This window comes from Vibrio sp. HA2012, assembly GCF_002812955.1.
In the GTDB taxonomy this organism is placed as follows: domain Bacteria; phylum Pseudomonadota; class Gammaproteobacteria; order Enterobacterales; family Vibrionaceae; genus Vibrio.
The window spans coordinates 288,621-307,292 of record NZ_PFXK01000003.1 but is presented as its reverse complement, the minus strand read 5'-3'; the positions used below and the strand labels follow the sequence as shown (position 1 = coordinate 307,292).

At 44.4% G+C, this 18,672-nt stretch carries 15 protein-coding genes; 9 read left to right on the top strand and 6 right to left on the bottom strand.

The annotated features are described in order from the left end of the window. Positions 1 to 5: 5 nt before the first annotated feature. Together CSW98_RS07625 and CSW98_RS07620 are read right to left on the bottom strand one after the other, a co-directional pair. Positions 6 to 2,936 carry a hybrid sensor histidine kinase/response regulator gene (locus CSW98_RS07625; RefSeq protein ID WP_100799872.1) on the bottom strand — a complete coding sequence of 977 codons (2,931 nt, stop codon included), beginning with the start codon at positions 2,934 to 2,936 and terminating at the stop codon, positions 6 to 8. A 12-nt stretch (positions 2,937 to 2,948) separates the two neighbouring features. Beyond that, positions 2,949 to 3,986 carry a response regulator gene (locus CSW98_RS07620; protein WP_100799871.1) on the bottom strand — a complete coding sequence of 346 codons (1,038 nt, stop codon included), beginning with the start codon at positions 3,984 to 3,986 and terminating at the stop codon, positions 2,949 to 2,951. Positions 3,987 to 4,262: 276 nt separating this feature from the next. On the opposite strand from CSW98_RS07620, the gene CSW98_RS07615 reads away from it, so the two are divergent. Continuing rightward, a complete protein-coding gene (locus CSW98_RS07615) occupies positions 4,263 to 6,623 on the top strand; it encodes a Lon protease family protein (RefSeq protein ID WP_100799870.1) in 2,361 nt (786 codons plus the stop codon). Between the two features lie 129 nt (positions 6,624 to 6,752). Here CSW98_RS07615 and CSW98_RS07610 read toward each other — a convergent pair whose 3' ends face one another. Then, positions 6,753 to 7,496 (bottom strand): flagellar brake protein, encoded by a 744-nt coding sequence (locus CSW98_RS07610; RefSeq protein WP_100799869.1) that lies wholly within the window; start codon positions 7,494 to 7,496, stop codon positions 6,753 to 6,755. 387 nt (positions 7,497 to 7,883) lie between these two features. On the opposite strand from CSW98_RS07610, the gene CSW98_RS07605 reads away from it, so the two are divergent. Continuing rightward, complete coding sequence (locus tag CSW98_RS07605; RefSeq protein WP_100799868.1) at positions 7,884 to 8,864, top strand: sensor domain-containing diguanylate cyclase; 981 nt, start codon at positions 7,884 to 7,886, stop codon at positions 8,862 to 8,864. A gap of 101 nt (positions 8,865 to 8,965) precedes the next feature. Here the strand turns inward: CSW98_RS07605 and CSW98_RS07600 are convergent, their stop codons facing one another. Continuing rightward, on the bottom strand, positions 8,966 to 10,648 hold the full coding sequence (locus CSW98_RS07600) for a glycoside hydrolase family 13 protein (protein ID WP_100799867.1): 1,683 nt from the start codon (positions 10,646 to 10,648) through the stop codon (positions 8,966 to 8,968). 240 nt (positions 10,649 to 10,888) lie between these two features. Between CSW98_RS07600 and CSW98_RS07595 the strand changes: the two genes are divergently transcribed. From CSW98_RS07595 to CSW98_RS07570, 6 genes are all read left to right on the top strand, one after another. Next, positions 10,889 to 12,241, top strand: a complete 1,353-nt coding sequence (locus CSW98_RS07595; protein ID WP_100799866.1) for an ABC transporter substrate-binding protein — start codon at positions 10,889 to 10,891, stop codon at positions 12,239 to 12,241. Between the two features lie 73 nt (positions 12,242 to 12,314). Beyond that, positions 12,315 to 13,325 (top strand): carbohydrate ABC transporter permease, encoded by a 1,011-nt coding sequence (locus CSW98_RS07590; protein WP_100799865.1) that lies wholly within the window; start codon positions 12,315 to 12,317, stop codon positions 13,323 to 13,325. Then, entirely contained in the window at positions 13,326 to 14,489 is a 1,164-nt protein-coding gene (locus CSW98_RS07585) for a carbohydrate ABC transporter permease (protein WP_198517307.1), read from the top strand. It begins immediately after the preceding gene. 19 nt (positions 14,490 to 14,508) lie between these two features. After that, entirely contained in the window at positions 14,509 to 15,606 is a 1,098-nt protein-coding gene (locus CSW98_RS07580) for an ABC transporter ATP-binding protein (RefSeq protein WP_100799864.1), read from the top strand. A gap of 76 nt (positions 15,607 to 15,682) precedes the next feature. After that, complete coding sequence (locus tag CSW98_RS07575) at positions 15,683 to 16,255, top strand: DUF2850 domain-containing protein (RefSeq protein WP_100799863.1); 573 nt, start codon at positions 15,683 to 15,685, stop codon at positions 16,253 to 16,255. Positions 16,256 to 16,431: 176 nt separating this feature from the next. Continuing rightward, the gene (locus CSW98_RS07570; RefSeq protein WP_100799862.1) at positions 16,432 to 17,010 is read left to right on the top strand and encodes a class I SAM-dependent DNA methyltransferase; all 579 of its coding nucleotides are present in this window, start codon (positions 16,432 to 16,434) and stop codon (positions 17,008 to 17,010) included. 61 nt (positions 17,011 to 17,071) lie between these two features. Here the strand turns inward: CSW98_RS07570 and CSW98_RS07565 are convergent, their stop codons facing one another. Next, positions 17,072 to 17,542 (bottom strand): arsenate reductase/protein-tyrosine-phosphatase family protein, encoded by a 471-nt coding sequence (locus CSW98_RS07565; protein WP_100799861.1) that lies wholly within the window; start codon positions 17,540 to 17,542, stop codon positions 17,072 to 17,074. A gap of 128 nt (positions 17,543 to 17,670) precedes the next feature. After that, complete coding sequence (locus CSW98_RS17545) at positions 17,671 to 17,820, bottom strand: hypothetical protein (RefSeq protein ID WP_157810362.1); 150 nt, start codon at positions 17,818 to 17,820, stop codon at positions 17,671 to 17,673. Positions 17,821 to 18,308: 488 nt separating this feature from the next. Between CSW98_RS17545 and CSW98_RS07560 the strand changes: the two genes are divergently transcribed. Beyond that, positions 18,309 to 18,653 (top strand): DUF3316 domain-containing protein, encoded by a 345-nt coding sequence (locus CSW98_RS07560; protein ID WP_100799860.1) that lies wholly within the window; start codon positions 18,309 to 18,311, stop codon positions 18,651 to 18,653. The last annotated feature ends 19 nt before the right edge of the window (positions 18,654 to 18,672 follow it).

Here is an 18,672-nt window from a genome sequence, read left to right as displayed (position 1 = left end):
CTATCTCAGAGTTTGTCTGTCAGTATTTTCAGCGCTTTCTTTGCGCTGTCAAAGTCGTAACCAGCGATACATTTATACAGCTTGTCTGCCTGCGGTTGTAATCGCGTTCCTTTTAGGATGGAGAGCAATTCTTCAGTAATGCTGAGTGCGTCAGTGTCATAATCGTTAATTAATTTTTCGAGAGTATCGGACAGCATTATCAGTTTTTCTTTCTTCGCTCGTAATTCTGTTGTATCTGATTGTGTTCGCTTGTCATTTTGTTCAAAAAAGGTCTTCAGTTCTTTAAGTACGGGGGTCAGTACCAGACTGAGACTGTTAATGGCTGGTCGGGTATCTCTCTGTTCTGAACAAGCGGTTTCCAGCACTTGTGCGGCTTTTTGTATGGTGTCGGCTCCTAGTGTGCCAGCCGTCCCTTTTAACGTATGAGCGAGCCGTTCGGCTTCCGTTCCTTTCTCTTGCTGTGCGGCAGTAAATTGTGCCGGAAAATTCTGATACTGAGTATAGAAACGTTGCAGTAACTTCAGGTAGAGCCCGGTATTTCCCTGTGTCCGTACCAGACCTGCTGTGGTGTTGATTGACGTCAAAGCGGAGAAGAGTGTGTTGGCGGGTACGGCATCTGTAGCTGCTATTGCTGTGTTTCTGGTCTCCTCTGCCGGTGCTTTAGGGGTGATCCAGTGCGCCATTGTGATAAACATTTCTTCAATATCTATGGGCTTAGCAATGTGATCGTTCATCCCCGACAGTAATACTTTTTCTTTATCACCGGGCATTACATTCGCGGTCATGGCGATAATGGGTAGTTGCGCATAGCGGGGCTCTTTTCTGATCGATTGGGTTGCGGTATAGCCATCCATTACCGGCATCTGGCAGTCCATCAGTATGCCGTCGAAGGAGCCTTTATGCAGTTTTTCGATAGCCTCCTGACCATTTCCGGCCAGTGCGACGGAAAGCCCTGCATCGGTCAGCAGTTCAAGCGCCAGCTCCTGATTAATGTCATTATCCTCAACCAGCAGTATTGATGCTCCGTTTAGTTTTTTTCTGGCCTGAGCGACATTCTGGTGTTTTTCTTTTTTATGGCTGGTGGAGATGATGTTTTTCCCCAGAGCAGACAACACCGCATCCAGAAGACCAGATGGGGTAACCGGCTTGGTCAGTGTTCCGGCTATATTCATATCGGCAGTCAGTTCAGGAAGGCTGTCTTTACTGTAAGAGGTGGTGAGAACAATAGCTGGTGGCTTGTGAATCGACGGATTTTCTCTGATTTGCCGGACAGTTTCCACACCGTCTAAAACCGGCATATCCCAGTCAATAATCACAATATCGTAGTGAACGTTGTTTTCCTTAGACTGTTCCAGTGCTGTGATAGTTTCCCGGCCGCTGGTTTTTTCCGTAACGGAAAAATTAAAGTTGTTTAGCATATGGCAGATAATGCCTCGGGTCGTTGCATTATCATCAGTGACCAGAATATTCAGATGCCCGATAGTTTCAGATACTATCTGAGGTAATTTCAGCTGTTTCTGCTGTGGTTTCATCCGGGCGGTAAAATAAAAAGTACTGCCTTTACCCGGTTGGCTGTCACACCATATTTTGCCTCCCATCATTTCGGTCAGTTTCTTACAAATAGTCAGGCCAAGGCCGGTTCCGCCGTATTTACGGGTTGTGGAGGTATCTGCCTGAGTAAAAGGCTGGAACAATTTATCTATTTGTTCCTGTGTCATCCCTATGCCGTTGTCCTGCACGGAGAACAGCAATGTAATGGCTTTATCTGTACGGGGATAAAGTGGAGAGGCCAGAGAAACTTTTATTGTTATTTCACCTCTGTTATCGGTGAATTTCACTGCATTATTGGCAAGATTTATCAGGATTTGTTCCAGACGAACCGGATCTCCGATCAAAGCCGTTGGCAGATCCGGAGCGATATCGAAGTTAAATTCGATGGACTTTTCTTCTGCCCGGAGAATCACCAGACGGGTGATATTATCCAGTACCTCTTCCAGACGGAATCCGGCAGATTCCAGTTCCATCCTTCCGGCTTCTATTTTGGAGAAATCCAGAATATCGTTAATGATATTTAAAAGTGACTCGGAGCTTTGATTCAGTTTTTCGATATAATTCCGTTGTCTTGGTGCCAGATCGGTTTCCAGTGCTAGGTGGCTCATGCCTATGATGGCATTCATCGGAGTACGTATTTCATGGCTCATATTAGCGATAAAATCTGATTTGGCCTTGTTTGCACAATCAGCCTGTTTCAGAGCTTCCTCCAGACGAAGGGTCAGATTTTTCATTCCTTTCTGAGCCTTACGTATGTTACTGATTAAGAGCAGCATGATAAGGCAGAACAAGATAGCAGCTAAAAACAGATATCCGGCTATCTTATTGTAGGTGCTCATTTCATCGTAGCATTCTTCACCATATCGGGTGAGTAATTCACTGATCCGTTTCCCGTCCGACTGGATTTTTTCTGCCAGAAGAGCGGTTTCGTTATCAATTATGATCAGTTCTTCATCGTATTGTTTTCGGTTGACATTGGTATAGCTTAAGCCCTGCATTAGCGTCGTGCGCTGCTCTTTTAGCCAGATTAGTTTCTGAAAGTCGGCATCATACTGTTCAAGGTCATGGGTGAATTTTATCAGGTTGTGCTGGGGAGGAAGAATCAAATCGTGTTTCAGGTCTCTCAGGTACAGGCTGATCTTATCCAGAGTTTGTTGTGCCTTGCGGGCGTCTTCATCATTATTGTCTCGGATATAAACAGATTTGAAGACTTTTGCTGAGTCGAGCAGATAGACCAGCCGGTTGATATTGATGTACCGGTCGACGGTTTTAAAATATTTACCTGACCAGTATGTTGTACCGAAGAAGAAAATCAGTACAAAAAGAGTAATAAGCCCGGTCAGGTACTGGCCGCGTTTAAATAGGTCATCTGTTCTTTTCACCATGAGGATGTATTCCTATTTCCGGCTGATTTTATCAATATATTGTTGTCTGATGATTTCGATATCAGAAAGAGAGTCGAGAAACAGCGGAACCAGCGATGGGTCAAAGTGCAGGCCGGACTGTTTACGAATATAGCTGACGGCTTGTTCTGTTGGCCATGCTTCCTTATAGGGGCGAGTACTGGTCAGTGCATCAAATACATCCGCAATTGCGATGATTCGGGCCGAAAGGGGGATCGCTTCTTTTATTAGACCGCGAGGATAGCCGGAGCCATCCCATTTTTCATGGTGGCAGAGAGCCACTTCTCTTGCTAGCTGTAAAAGTGGTGAAGCATGATCACCAATAATTTCAGCACCAAATCCGGGGTGCTGACGCATGATATGCCATTCATGCCTATCCAGCGGACCGGGTTTTAGCAGAATATGGTCGGGAACACCTATTTTACCGACATCGTGCATCGGTGCTGCATTATACAACAACTCACACCATTCATCGTCATCACTGACTTTTTTCGCTAATAGCCGGGTATACAGGCTCATACGGATAACGTGCATACCAGTTTCATTATCTTTGTATTCAGCAGCTCGTCCGAGACGTCGGATGATTTCCCGCCGGGTATCGCTGAGTTCTGCGGTTCTTACTTGAACCAGTTTTTCCAGATGACGGGATTGATCGTAAAGACTGAGGTGGGTTTTTACCCGAGCAGAAACAATCGGAGGACTGATTGGTTTGGTAATATAGTCACAGGCTCCAAGTGAGAATCCCAGTTCTTCATCTTCGACTTCGCATTTGGCCGTAATAAAAATAACCGGGATCTTGCTGGTTTCAGGGCTGTTTTTTAAGCGGCGGCATACTTCATAGCCGTCAATTTCCGGCATCATAACATCCAGCAGGATCAGATCCGGTTTTGGTGTTTCTCTGGCTATTTTTAGTGCAATATGCCCGTTCAGAGCTGCTTTTATCCGGTAATGTTGTTTCAGAATGCCACTTAATACATCGATATTTTCCGGGGTATCATCAACAACGAGAATGGTTGCCTTTTTATCCGTCATATTCTGTTTCCTGTTGATAAACTCCGGTGATTATCAATGAGTAAAGCATAGCTCAGCTCAGACAGATTAAAAACTCAGTGGTAAATAGAATTTTACGCTGGAAAATCTGTAGTGGCGAGTAATGACCCGGTAATCTGCTGAATTTAATTTTCACTGTCGGTGTTTTGACCACTTGGTTTCAAACGGAGTTCTAAGTCACTAAATAGTAACGTGATTACGTCTACACTGAAATAAACAAGTGAACTGACTGATTTTATAATCATCTATGGAGGTGATATGTCGATAACTCCACTGACGTCTTCTGAGTTGTATCGTGTGGCAGAGCTGAATCAGCTTCCATGTAAATCTACTAAAGAGCTTTCTCCTATTGATGAGATTGTTGGTCAGGAAAGAGCCCAGAAAGCGGTTGAATTTGCGATGTCTATCCGCGAGAAAGGCTATAACATTTATGCGATAGGGCATAATGGTCTGGGAAAACGAACCATGATTCTGCGCTATCTGAATCGTCACCAGCATGAAGCGGATGCTTTGTTTGACTGGTGCTATGTTGCCAATTTCGATGATATCCGTACACCCAGGGTACTGAAACTCCCGGCCGGTATGGCAAACCGGTTCCGGCAGGATATTGAAAAGCTGATGGTTAAACTGGTTAAAGCCATTCCACTGGCTTTTGATAACGAGATGTACTTCAGCCGGGCTGAAAAACTGAAAAGCCAGTTAACTCAGAAGCAACAGTCTGAGCTGGAAGGTATCAGCAAACAAGCCAAAGAAAAAAATATCAGTCTGACCCTGACTACGCAGGGAGAGTATCAGTTTATCGCCATGAATGGTGATGAACAGCATACGGAAGAAAGTTTTGATGCTTTGCCAAAAGAAGAGCAGGACAAGTTTGGCCGTACCATTGATGAGCTGGAGGTTGTTCTGCGGTCTATGGTGCGTCAACTGACTGGCTGGGAAGAAGAATACAGTGAAAAAATCCAGAGGCTGAACGAAGAAGTGACGCTGGATGTGATTTCTCATTTTATCAAAGAACTTAAGAGATCTTATGCCGGTCAGAGTGAAATTAAGAAATATCTGACAGATTTACAGAAAGATATTGTCGACAATGTGGATATTTTTCTGGAAGAAGGTGGTGAGCAGGGAGAGATTGCGGCTGCTTCTCTGGATAAGAAATTACCTCGTCGTTATAAAGTTAACGTATTGGTTGGCCAGACGTCTGATAAATTCCCGATTATCGTTGAAGAAAGTCCGAACTATCATTCATTGTTTGGTTATACCGAAACGGCAACCTTTAAGGGGACAGTGTTTACGGATTTCTCACTGATCCGCTCCGGTGCTCTGCATAAGGCTAACGGAGGGGTTTTATTAATGGATGCAGTCAAAGTTCTGGAGCAGCCTTATGTGTGGGACGGACTGAAACGAGCACTGCGATCACGGCAACTGAGCCTGACATCTCTGGAGAGAGAAGTTACGTTATCGGGAACGGTATCACTTGAACCGGAGCCTATTCCACTGGATGTGAAAATTATTCTGTTTGGGGATTACCGGACATATCAGCTGTTGCAGCACTATGATCCTGAATTCAGAGAACTGTTTCGGGTTACGGCAGATTTTGAAGATGAAATGGATCGTACGGAAGAGTCCGAACTGCATTACGCCCAGTTTATTTCAAGTATTGTGCATGATAACAACATGCTGCATTGTGATAAGAAGGCGATAGCCAGAATCATCGAGCACAGTTCCCGCTGTGCAGGGGATCAGGACAAACTTTCACTTCATTCGGCACAGATGGCCAATTTGTTGCGCGAATCGAACTATGTTGCCAAGAGTGCTCGCTCTAATCTGATCCGTTATAGCCATGTTGATCAGGCTCTGAAGAATCAGGAAATGCGGGTTAGCCGTCTGCAGGATAGTGTGATGGAAAGTTTTATTAACGGCACCACACTAATCATGACAGAAGGAGAAGCCGTTGGTCAGGTTAATGCTCTTTCTGTACTGAGCACCAGTGATCATATGTTTGGTGCTCCGAATCGTATTACCGCTGTGACATCGTATGGGGAAGGAGAGGTTATCGATATAGAACGTAATGTTGATCTTGGTGGTAATATTCATTCAAAAGGTGTGCTGATCCTCTCTTCCTATATTGCATCGGTATTTGGTAAAACAGCGAAAATTCCGCTGACAACTAATATTACATTTGAGCAGTCATATGGTGGGGTGGATGGCGACAGTGCCAGCATGGCGGAGCTTTGTGCTATTGTATCGGCATTTTCCCGTCAGCCTAACAGTCAGTACATTGCGATTACCGGGTCGATGAATCAGTTTGGTGAAGCCCAGCCTATTGGCGGGGTGAATGAAAAAATTGAGGGCTTCTTTGATGTCTGCACCATTAAAGGTCGTCATCCACAGCAAGGTGTCATCATCCCCCGTTCTAATGTGCGTAATCTGATGTTACGTAAAGACATAAGGCTGGCTGTGGAAAGAGGAGAATTCCGTATTTGGGCAATCGACCATGTGACGGAAGCCATCGAATTATTTATGGGGAAACCGGCGGGAGAACCCAGCGAAGAAGGCAGTTATCCGATTAATACCGTATTTGGTATTGCTCAGGCTAAATTAAATGCACTGCGTAAGTGATATCGATCAGGGAAATATTGAACCATCAGATTTAGCAATCAAGATGTTTGTTTAACGAGAACCCATTCGTTTTAATGTAAACAGAGAAGGCACTTCAGTGCCTTTTCTGTTTATAATTGCTTGAGGGGCTCAAAGTTTCAAAGCGAGCTTAGTTCCATTAAATTTCAGATGACTAAGCAGTGTTTTGACATTATCGCTGCCTGCCTCATTAAATTTCATCCCATATTTGGCGTAATGTACGGAACTCTGCAGGTTACATATACTGCCTTCTAAAGGGTGTAACTGGATTCCGGCACTTTTTCCGGTAAGTATTTCCAGAAAAATATTATCTCCGATATCGAAATGTTTTGCTAAAGGGCTGGTAATAAAGCGGCAACCACCTTTAGACAGATCGCGGATTTCACATTCTATTCTCTGGTTATTGAAGCAGGCTCTGGCTTTCAGGTTAACGTCATATCTGGGTTCTTTTCGCAGTTGATTGACATTCATCATTCCCGGAACGGAGATCATGGCCATAGCAACGGGCTCTGTTATGACATGCAGTATCTGGCTGCGAAAATGGATAATGGCACCTTCTCCCCTTTGTGATATCGCTCTGATATTGATCCAAAAACCTTCCTGAAAGAAATATTGCTGGTCTTCTTCTGAAAGTTCGGGAATTTCAAGTAGCAGCAGGTTAGCGGAGTGGGAACCAATAAAACGGGTTCTTCCCATATATTTGATGCCGACCGGTGTTGTGATATTGATAGTAATTTCACTACCGTGAGAAATCATATCAATAGCATCAGTGCTATTGACGATGGTTTCTGAACCTTTAGGTCTTGGTTGGGATATGCCGGTACTGATCGTTGCTTCCAAGGCTTTTTCGGCCATTAACGATATTCCTTGAATGTCTGTTTTAATTATATATTCAACGAATTTTACCGCCTGCCGTGTATGATTAAAATCACTTAGAAGCAGAATCTACGAGACAAAAAGTGATTAAAATCTCATTTCTTTCTGAAAGCATAAAAATGCTGTATAGGTCAAAAATTACTAAATAAGCTCAAATTAGCAATGAATAATTTAGAGTATTTACTGGAAAGATTGGATGCAGCCTGCTATTTTCGGTATTTAAGATCTATAAGTGATGGTGAATTGTCCTGTGCAATTTCTTCAGGGCAACTTTATTTTTTGTTAAAGAGTGTATTTCAGGTTGAATAAGACGCCATAAAGAGTGTCTCTGGCCTGATGATCTTACCGGCTAGGGACAAAAATTAAATGGATGCAACTGCTGAAAAGTATGACGTTGATACATTAGCATTATTCGACTTTCCGGAAGCCTATGAATATCTTCTGGATACCATGCCTGACCCTTCCTTTTTACTCAATAAAGAGGGTGTTTATGTGCGTGTTTTTGGGGGGAAGGACACAAAACGTTACCATGACCCGCAGATTCTGGTCGGAAAATGTGTCTTTGATATTTTTTCACCGGAGATTGCTAATGATTTTCTGTCCAAAATTCAGTGGGTGATCCAGACCCAGAAAACATTCCACTATGAATACAGTATTCCTGTCCATGAGGTTGAGTTGTTTTGTAATCTGCCGGGACCCGGAGGAATACGAACCTATGAAGGTTTTCTGACACCGGTTAGTTTTTCTGCCGGAGAAGAATATGTTATCTGGACGGCTCGTTGTGTTACTCAGCATCATCGGATCCTCAGTGAACTGAACAAACAGAAAAAAGAGCTGAAACGTATTTCCCAGCATGACCACCTGACCTGTATTTATAATCGATTTGCACTGGAAGAGCTGCTTCCACCGGTACTGGAGCGGGCAAAACAGTCTGGTCAGAGCATTGCGACTGTCATGATTGATATGGATTACTTCAAGCTACTGAATGATTATTTTGGTCATCTGGAAGGAGACCGGGCTCTGATTAAGGTCAGCGCATTGATCCGGCGCTATTTTCAGCCGGAAGGGTATTGTTTCCGTTATGGTGGAGATGAATTCTTTATTGTGATGCTGGGTGAAGAATTTTCTTCACTGGAAGAGCGCTTGCTTAGCTTCCGTCAGGCGGTTACTGAGGCCGAGATCCATAACCCCAACTCTCCGATTTCTGAGTACCTGACAGTGACAATTGGCGTTCACTTTAATCACCAGGTTGTTGAAGATATTGATATTGAACGTCTGGTGTCGGTAGCGGATAAGGCTTTGTACAATGGTAAAGCAGAGACAAAAAATACCATCTCATTTATGTGATTTAACCGCATAATCGGAGATTTTTACGTAAATTGTGCGTAATGTTTATGAAAATAACCGGCCTGTCTTACTATGGACAGGCCGTTTTTTTAGGTTATGGTTTAATCTACAGAAAAAATGACTGCCTGATATGGCCTTAACGATAATGGTGACAGGCTAGTGATGGTGTCGTCATAGTTATTCAGTACCACCTGTTTCAGGATAAAGTCATAATCCCGGAGTAGCGATTCTTTACTGAAGTTAGCAACAATTAGCAGCCTTTTACCGTTATATGTGCGGGTATAGACATAAACATCGCTGTCTTCCGGATCCAGTAACTGGTGCTTACCATACACGATGACATCCCCATACTCTTCTCCCTGACGCAGTGCGATAAGCTGGCGATAGTGATGAAAAACGGAGTCCGGATCCGCAACCGCCTGTTCGGCATTAATTTGCGGATAGTTTTCGTTCACTTCTAACCAGGGCGTACCATTGGTAAAACCGGCATGCTCGTTATTATTCCACTGAACTGGAATTCTGGCGTGATCCCGGGAGAAGTAGTTGAGGAATTCCAGCGCTTTTTGTGGTGTGACGCCTCGTTCCATCATTTTCTGGTAGTGGAATCTAGCCATCAGATCATTAAATTGGCTGATATCAGAGAAATATTTATTGGTCATTCCGATTTCTTCACCCTGATAGATGTAAGGGGTACCACTCATCATATGCAGGACGGTGCCAAGCATTTTGGCACTGATAATCCGGTATTCCCCGTCATCACCATAGCGGGACACGGCTCTGGGCTGATCGTGGTTATTCCAGTACAGACTGTTCCAGCCCTTTTGGTACAGGTCATCCTGCCATTTGGACATAATGGCTTTGAATTCCAGCAGATCAAACGGCTTACGGACAGCGTTATGCTCTTCACGGTCAATACTCATATGTTCGAAGTGGAAGATCATACTGACCTCATTCCGGGCCGGGCTGGAGTAGTATCGGCCATCTAGCGTCGTGGTAAAAGGCGTTTCTCCTACAGTCAGAACATCGTAGTGAGAGAGTACTTTCTCATGCATTTCGCGCAGATACTGGTGGCAGAGCAGGTTATTTGCCCAATGTTCCCAGCCGGCGACACCGGCATCGAAGATAGTTGCATCAGGAAAATCAGATGGTTTACCTATCATATTGATCACATCCATCCGGAAACCACCCAATCCTTTTTTCAGCCAAAAATGCATCATATCGTAGACTGCTTCCCGTACTTCGGGATTCGCCCAGTTCAGATCCGGCTGTTTATTGCTGAATAAATGTAGATAGTATTGTCCTGTATTTTCATCGAGTTTCCAGGCTTTGGGTGTGAAGAATGATTCCCAGTTATTGGGTTCGCTTCCGTCTTCTTTTGGATCTTTCCATATATACCAGTCACGTTTGGGGTTATCCCGGCTGCTTTTTGATTCGATAAACCAGGGGTGCTCATCAGAAGTATGGTTAACCACCAAGTCCATCATGATTTTGATGTTACGTTTAGCTGCTTCTGCGATGAGTTGTTCCATATCCTGCATCGTTCCAAATTCCGGAGCGATAGAGTAGTAATCGGAGATATCGTAACCATTATCATCCATCGGTGATTTATACACAGGACTGAGCCAGATGATATTTGCACCTAACTGTTTGATATAGTTTAGTTTTTCTATGATGCCGGGAATGTCACCAATGCCATCTCCATTGGAGTCATTAAAGCTTCGGGGATAGATCTGATAGACGACGGCATTATGCCACCAGTGGTAAGGTAATGTTTCGGTATTCATTAGGGAGTACTCCTGACATCAAAAAAACAATCCAGATAAACACTATAGAATCTGATTTCACAAAAAATAGAATATTTAATCCAATATGTTGATCTACTGCATAAATTGAGAACGTTTCCTTAAACATTTTTCTTCTGTAGGACTAGGTTATATAGAGCCCGTTGATGAAGACGGCTTATATGTATAAAAAACTGAAATAAAACCCTACTACAAGTAACTGAATACACGGAGTTCCAGACGATGAAAACTTCTTTAATCACTAGCGCAGTTGCTCTTGCTATCCTATCTTCCTCTGCTATTTCCGCCGATTTGAAATACAAACCCGGTGAAGATAATCGATTTAACTGGCCAAGTTATGAATATCTAAAAAAGGTTGATTTAAAAGGAGAAATTATAAAAATTAGTGGCCCATGGCTTGGTCCTGATAAGGCATTGATCGAAAGTGTTATTGCTTATTTTGAAGAGGCGACAGGGGCAGATGTCCAGTATGCCGGTTCAGATTCATTTGAGCAGCAGATTGTTATCGATGTACAGGCCGGAAGTGCGCCGAATATCGCTATTTTTCCACAGCCAGGTTTGGCTGCAGACCTTGCGTCTAAAGGCTTCCTGACCCCTCTGAGCAGTGACTGGAATGAGTGGATAGAGGCTAACTATGCTGCCGGTTCTTCGTGGGTGGATTTGGGAACGTTTGCGAATAAGCAGGGTAAGAAGGAGCTGTTCGGGTTCTTCTACAAGGTCGATCTTAAGTCTCTGGTCTGGTATGTACCGGAAAACTTTGAAGACGCTGGTTATGACGTTCCTGAAACGATGGAAGATCTGAAAGCATTGACGCAACAGATTGTAGATGATGGCGGAACTCCGTGGTGTATCGGTCTGGGCAGTGGTGCCGCAACAGGCTGGCCTGCAACTGACTGGGTTGAAGATCTGATGTTGAGAACCCAGTCTCCGGCTGACTATGATAAGTGGGTGACCAATGAGCTGAAGTTTAATGATGCAAAAGTGGTTGGTGCCATTGATGAGTTTGGCTGGTTTATCGGTAATGACGATTATGTTGATGGTGGTGCTCGTGCTGTGGCGGCAACGGACTTCCGTGATAGCCCGAAAGGCCTGTTTACCTCTCCGGCGAAGTGTTATATGCATCGTCAGGCTTCTTTTATTCCTAGTTTCTTCCCTGAAGGCACGAAGCTGGGACAGGATGCAGACTTTTTCTATTTCCCTGCTTATGAATCTAAGGATCTGGGTAAGCCGGTATTGGGTGCAGGCACCATGTGGAGTATCACCAAAGACTCCAAAGGAGCTCGTGAATTTATGAAGTTCCTGCAGCTACCGATTGCGCATGAAATCTGGATGGCTCAGTCAGGCTTCCTGACTCCGTTCAAAGAGGCCAATCTGGATACCTATGCGAATGATTCGCTGAAAAAACAGGGTCAAATTCTGCTGGGTGCAACCACATTCCGCTTTGATGGTTCCGATCTGATGCCAGGCAAAATTGGTGCTGGTGCTTTCTGGACGGGTATGGTGGATTACAGTGGTGGCAAAACATCTCAGACTGTCGCTGACGAAATCCAGAAAACTTGGGATGCACTGAAGTAGTGCTGATATCTGAAGGGGCAAAATGCCCCTTCAACCCATTAGCTAACAATAAAATGTAGTGAGGTAATTTGTTATGGGACAGTTATATTCCTCTATTTTTGTTGTGGTTGTCGGTGTGCTTGGGTGTATTGCTTACTTTGTTGGAACGAATTGGCTGTTGTCGCTGATTTTTCCTGTCAGAGGTGTATCCAATGACCAGATGGCCCGGAATATACGCCGTGCAGCTGCAATCAGACCATGGCTGTTTTTAGGCCCGGCGCTGACCTTCCTCGGGTTATACCTTGTTTATCCTGTATTTGAGTCTGCCATCCTGTCTATGCATGGACGGAGTGGTGAAGAGTACGTCGGATTTGGTAACTATCTCTGGCTGCTTAAAGATAAAGAGTTTCAGGAATCACTGTTTAACAACCTGCTTTGGTTACTGGTTGTACCGGCCGCATCCACTTTTTTTGGTCTGGTCATTGCCGCAATGACGGATAAGGTTGGTTGGGGCAATATCGCTAAGAGTCTGGTATTTATGCCGATGGCGATTTCATTTATCGGTGCATCCATTATATGGAAATTCATCTACGATTATCGTGCAGAGGGTGCTGAACAGATAGGTTTGCTGAATGCCGTTGTTGAATATTTCGGCGGTACACCACAAGCTTGGATAACCATCCCCTTCTGGAACAACTTTTTCCTGATGGTTATCCTGATTTGGATCCAGACCGGGTTTGCGATGGTGATACTGTCGGCTGCCCTGCGTGGTATTCCGGAAGAAACGGTTGAAGCTGCTGTTCTTGATGGTGCCAACGGTATTCAGATTTTCTTTAAAATCCTTATTCCACAGATATGGGGAACGATTGCTGTGGTATGGACCACTATTACCATCACTGTTCTTAAGGTGTTCGATATCGTATTGGCGATGACGAACGGTCAGTGGAATTCTCAGGTTCTGGCAAATATGATGTTTGATTGGATGTTCAGAGGCGGTGGCGACTTTGGGCGTGGTGCAGCGATTGCTGTGGTTATTATGGTGGCTGTTATTCCTGTGATGGTCTGGAACATTCGTCAGGCGAATGCACAGATGGAGGATCGTTAAATGTCGGATGCAAAATTCTCCATGAGTAAACTACGTCGTTCACCTTTGACGATTCTGGTGCATATTTCCGTGTTACTGATTGTGATCCTATGGACGATGCCAACGGCGGGTTTGTTGATTTCCTCATTTCGGGACAAATCACAATTGGCGGTGTCTGGCTGGTGGACAGCGCTGTCTGCTTCAGAGCAGAATCTGATTGGTCGTACTGACACTCCCGATACTCAGACTGAAAAAGATGGAGTGTATGTTCTGCAGGGAGCACTGGCAGAAGGAGACGAAGCACTTAACGTGACCGTATTCGGCTGGTCATCCCGAGAACCAACGGCGTTTAAAGCCGGAGAGGTGGCTTCGATGAGAGACGGTGGCTCTCTGACGGTGGCTTCTGACGGGCATTATATTATGACATCTCCTGAACCGTTCAAAGGTTCGCGTGGTAAGCGTATTTTCTATACCGCTAAGGTGCCGCCTAAGTTTGGTCTGGATAACTACAGAGAAGTGCTGACAGCAGAAGGAATAGGGCAGTCGTTTATCAATTCACTGACAGTGACGATTCCGGCGACTATTATTCCGATTCTGATTGCTGCTTTTGCCGCTTATGCACTTTCCTGGATGCGTTTGCCGGGACGTTCTTTGCTGATAGCTCTGGTCGTCGGGCTGCTGGTTGTACCGCTGCAAATGTCGCTGATCCCACTGCTGCGTCTTTATAACGAAATTGGTGCATTTTTTGGTGTCGGAGCAAAAACCTATCTGGGGATATGGCTGGCACATACCGGATTTGGTCTGCCGCTGGCGATTTATCTATTGCGGAATTACATCTCCGGCTTACCAAAAGAGATTATCGAATCAGCTAAAGTTGACGGTGCTACGGATTTTGAAATCTTTGTCCGAATTGTATTACCCCTGTCGTTCCCGGCACTGGCTTCATTTGCCATTTTCCAGTTCCTTTGGGTGTGGAATGACCTGTTGGTTGCAACGGTATTTTTGGGTAACGGAGAAAATGAACTGGTGCTGACCGGGCGTCTGAGAGAATTACTTGGTTCCCGTGGCGGTAACTGGGAAATTCTCACGGCTTCTGCATTCGTATCTATTGCCGTTCCTTTGACGGTGTTCTTTAGCCTTCAGCGCTATCTGGTTCGCGGCCTGCTGGCCGGTTCGGTGAAATAATTGGTTGAGAGAGAATTCGATGAATGGTTTAAAACTAACAAATATTAAAAAAGCCTACGGTGAAACTAAGGTCATTCACGGTGTCGATCTCGAGATCGATATTGGTGAGTTTATTGTGTTTGTCGGGCCATCGGGCTGTGGTAAATCAACACTACTGAGGATGATCGCCGGGCTGGAAGATATCACCAGTGGGGATTTATACATTGAGGGAGCCAGAGTAAATGATACACCAGCTGCTATGCGTGGTATCGCTATGGTATTCCAGACGTATGCGCTTTATCCACATATGACGGTGTACGATAATATGGCATTTGCGATGCGCATTGCTAAAGAGTCAAAAGAGGAAATTGACCGTCGGGTAACACAGGCGGCGGAGATGCTGCAACTGACGCCGTATCTGGGACGACTGCCCAAGGCGCTCTCTGGTGGTCAGCGTCAGCGTGTCGCGATTGGACGGGCAATCGTGCGCAATCCCAAAGTCTTTCTGTTTGATGAACCGCTTTCAAACCTTGATGCGGCTCTCAGGGTTCAGACTCGGATTGAGATTGCTAACCTGAAAGAGAAAATGGATCAGACAACCATGATCTATGTGACCCATGATCAGGTTGAAGCCATGACACTGGCAGACCGGATTGTTGTCTTGTCTGCTGGTCGGATTGAGCAGGTTGGTACGCCACTGGAGTTGTATACCAATCCAGCAAATGTATTTGTTGCCCGCTTTATCGGTTCTCCGGCGATGAATATGATTGCTACGGAACTGATGGAATGTGGTGACAGCGGCAAACTGAAATTTGCTACCGGAGCTACGGCAGAATTTCCCTTCCCGTGTCCGGCGTCTATGCAGGGTGAGACCGTTAGTTTAGGAATACGCCCGGAAGATTTTCAACTGGCAGATAAAAGCGAGGCTTTTGTCAGTGGTAATGTTCTTTTCGTCGAATCACTTGGTGAGGTTACTTTGCTACATATTGATGTACCGGACCATAAAGAGCCGGTTATTGCAAAGTTGCCGGGAATTATCAATCTGCATAAAGGAGAAACTATCAGTCTAAAAGCTGATGCCAGTAAACTGCATATGTTCAATAGTGATGGTATTTCGGTAAAACATTTGGATAACTAGCACAAAACTAAAGCTATTCATCTGTTCCGGCAGGCAGTAGAATCAAAGGAGATTTTACAACCTGCCGGGGGAAAGTATGGCCCAGGAGCTGTTACGTAAACACAATAATCAAAAGCAGCGTAATGCAGAAATGCAGCGTCGACGGGAGGTTTTGCGTAAACAAGCACTGCAGGTCAAGGCCGCCGCTGAAGCTGAAGCAAGAAAAGCAGAAGAAAAACGGTCTGTTCCGTGGGGGAAATATATCTGGCTGGTGATGATGCTTCTTACTTCTGCGGCTATAGGCCGTGTGGCTTATATCAATTACCGGGAATATGTTGACCCACAGCGGATTTATGGGGAATGGATAGAAACCGCTTCGCCCGGATACGATACGGAAGTGTTTAGTATCAGTGAGCAGGGAGTCATGACGGATAGTCGTTATATCACGTCAGAAGTTGAATTTAACGGCGATATTGTTGCTTTCCGGTTCGGGAACATTCGTTATGAATATCAGTTGTTTGGTGAGTTTGATGAGCGGTTGAAGCGGGTAGCCGGTGAAGGACATCCCGCTGTTTTTGTAAAAAAAGGGTATGAGCATACAATGCCGAAAGCCGATGCTGTTGGTCCCGCCCGGCGTGTGTCACTTGCTGAACATTTTCAGTCAAAATAGGTTAACTAAACACCAGTTGAGCACAAAAGTCGTGAGCTTAATTAAAAAAGCGGATGATTTTCAGGTGAAGAATAAAGGTATTTGGTTTAATCTGGCACTATGCTTATCAATACCTTATTGCAGGTTTTTCAATTATTATGGGTCAGCAAGCGTGTATGGGGATTTACGGAGGCCAAATGGTGCGCGATTGGGATGAATGTGCAGCAGAGTGGGAACAGAATACGAGTACCGTTCTTTATTCCGAACTGGCATATGCTGAGCTTCAGAAGTTGATTGATATTAAACGAAAGCGTTTTATTGATTTCGGATGTGGTACCGGTCTTCTGAGCCAGAAGTTATCGCCGTTGGCAAAAGACATTGTGGCTTTGGATAGCTCAGAATCTATGATCGAAGAGTTGGACAAAAAATGGCTGGATAATGTCGAGCCGGTAGTTGACCATTTGTCTCGTGGTCTGGTGGCACAGCACCCGGCGTTTCGTGGTCAGTTTGACTGTGTTGTTGCCTGTTCGGTATGTAGTTATCTGGATGATTTTCAGGAAGCGGCAGTGATTATCCATTCCCTGCTTGAGGAGGATGGAATTTTCGTTCACTGGGATTACCTTGCTGAAGAAGATAAAGAAGGTGGTCTTAGTCTGCCATTTATCGACAAAGTGTTACGTGGTGCCGGTTTTGAAAATGTGGCAGTAACCATCCCGTTTGAGCTGGAGACTGAAAACGGTATTCGTTCTGTCGTTATGGGCGTCGGTGAAAAATAGTTCCGAAAGGAACATGTCGATACAATGTAAAAGGGCAGAGATATCTGCCCTTTAGTATTATTTACATCGCTCTCATATTGAGTAGTATTTCCCGGATTTCTGTTCGTGACATGGAAGAAAAATCCAGGCTTCCTAAATGTTCGATACGCCGTTGAAGGGATGTAACAACTTTATCGCACTGAGTATTAAATTCAGCATCAGATACTTCTTCTCCAGGGATATATTCCAGATCCCACGCAACCCGGATACCATCTGCAAGCCAGTTAGGACAAGGTTCATCATGCATAGTGTCACAAACGGTAATGACAATATCGGGGTGAAATTTTAGACGTTCTTCCCATGAAGTACTGTGAAATTGTACTGAATCAATACCCATACTGTCCAGATAACGGGCAATTCTTGGGTTAATTCTGCCTTTAGGCTCGCTACCAGCGCTGGCTATCTCAAAATAGACGGGAAGGGATTGTTTTCCGATGGCTTCAGCCAGAATGCTGCGGCTGGCGTTATGACGGCATACAAATAAAATTTTCATGTATTTCAGACTCTTTCTATTGAGCGATTTCTCGCGGCAGATATCATTCGGATGTGTGCAAGAGTCTAAATGTTTTGTGTTGCAGTTTTATTGAAATGGAAGGAACGAAAATAACACCTGGGCTGATGTTAAACCCAGGTAAGAGCCAGCAGAAACGTTGGTAGTGCAACGCATGCAAATAGTACCAGAATACCGGCAATTTCTTTTACTGTCGTGATAACCGAGCTGCTTACCGCGATTTTTGGTGCTGATACTTGTGATGAAAGAATTGAAGCCATAGTGAATCTCCTTGGTTATTTGATAAATATCATTTTGTGCTGACAGTCACATTATTGTTTAAAGTGTGACCTGTGTCAATATGGGTGCCGTAAAAAAATTACATTTTTGATCTAAAACTTACACGTCTCATAAGGGCATTTTTCTGAAAAAGAAAACGTAGGTAAAACGCTACAGATGGAGGGGGGACTCTAGGAATAAATTGAGGTGATTTAGATATTTTATTATTATTTATATTGTTTAAAATCATTTGCTTAGGTTTTTTTTGTTTGGAACTGTTAATCACTCTCAACGATGCTAATCAATGTAAATCAGGCTGAACAAAGGTTAATTTATATTCTTTCATTAGGGTTTTATCTTCCACCTATGGATACTGAAAATACATTCACAGGGCATGAAACAGTGTGCCGCCGTGTAGTGAATAGACAGATATAGGTAACCGGAAAATCCGGATTATTCTGTAACATATAAAATATAGAAAGGTGATGAGATGAAAACAGTAACAACAATTGCAGCAACCGCTCTACTACTTAGTTCTGCCGCTTTTGCAGGCACTCAGACTGTATACCGTGACAGCCACATCGTAACTGATGGCTTCGCGACTAAAGCTGAAGCTCTTAATGCGGGTTATAATCTGGTTGACGAATTTGGCCAGATGTCTCCGGTTCAACTGAGAATGAAACTACCTACTTTTGGTGACAATATGGTGAAAGGTGTACAGATCGATGATACTGAAATCACAATTGAAGAGTTTTCTAAATCTCGTAATGATGTGCAGTATCGTGCGGTTGTCGATGTGAACTATCACTATCAGTCTCACGAAAGTAACAGCTAATTACTGCTGGTTCTGATAC

Excerpts from the sequence above, each read along its gene's own strand:
- CSW98_RS07560 (WP_100799860.1), top strand. The coding sequence starts at position 18,309 with ATGAAAACAGTAACAACAATTGCAGCAACCGCTCTACTACTTAGTTCT.
- CSW98_RS07575 (WP_100799863.1), top strand. The coding sequence starts at position 15,683 with ATGGCCCAGGAGCTGTTACGTAAACACAATAATCAAAAGCAGCGTAAT.
- CSW98_RS07565 (WP_100799861.1), bottom strand. The coding sequence starts at position 17,542 with ATGAAAATTTTATTTGTATGCCGTCATAACGCCAGCCGCAGCATTCTG.
- CSW98_RS07590 (WP_100799865.1), top strand. The coding sequence starts at position 12,315 with ATGGGACAGTTATATTCCTCTATTTTTGTTGTGGTTGTCGGTGTGCTT.
- CSW98_RS07620 (WP_100799871.1), bottom strand. The coding sequence starts at position 3,986 with ATGACGGATAAAAAGGCAACCATTCTCGTTGTTGATGATACCCCGGAA.
- CSW98_RS07570 (WP_100799862.1), top strand. The coding sequence starts at position 16,432 with ATGGTGCGCGATTGGGATGAATGTGCAGCAGAGTGGGAACAGAATACG.
- CSW98_RS07585 (WP_198517307.1), top strand. The coding sequence starts at position 13,326 with ATGTCGGATGCAAAATTCTCCATGAGTAAACTACGTCGTTCACCTTTG.
- CSW98_RS07625 (WP_100799872.1), bottom strand. The coding sequence starts at position 2,936 with ATGGTGAAAAGAACAGATGACCTATTTAAACGCGGCCAGTACCTGACC.
- CSW98_RS07595 (WP_100799866.1), top strand. The coding sequence starts at position 10,889 with ATGAAAACTTCTTTAATCACTAGCGCAGTTGCTCTTGCTATCCTATCT.
- CSW98_RS07580 (WP_100799864.1), top strand. The coding sequence starts at position 14,509 with ATGAATGGTTTAAAACTAACAAATATTAAAAAAGCCTACGGTGAAACT.
- CSW98_RS07615 (WP_100799870.1), top strand. The coding sequence starts at position 4,263 with ATGTCGATAACTCCACTGACGTCTTCTGAGTTGTATCGTGTGGCAGAG.
- CSW98_RS07610 (WP_100799869.1), bottom strand. The coding sequence starts at position 7,496 with ATGGCCGAAAAAGCCTTGGAAGCAACGATCAGTACCGGCATATCCCAA.
- CSW98_RS17545 (WP_157810362.1), bottom strand. The coding sequence starts at position 17,820 with ATGGCTTCAATTCTTTCATCACAAGTATCAGCACCAAAAATCGCGGTA.
- CSW98_RS07600 (WP_100799867.1), bottom strand. The coding sequence starts at position 10,648 with ATGAATACCGAAACATTACCTTACCACTGGTGGCATAATGCCGTCGTC.
- CSW98_RS07605 (WP_100799868.1), top strand. The coding sequence starts at position 7,884 with ATGGATGCAACTGCTGAAAAGTATGACGTTGATACATTAGCATTATTC.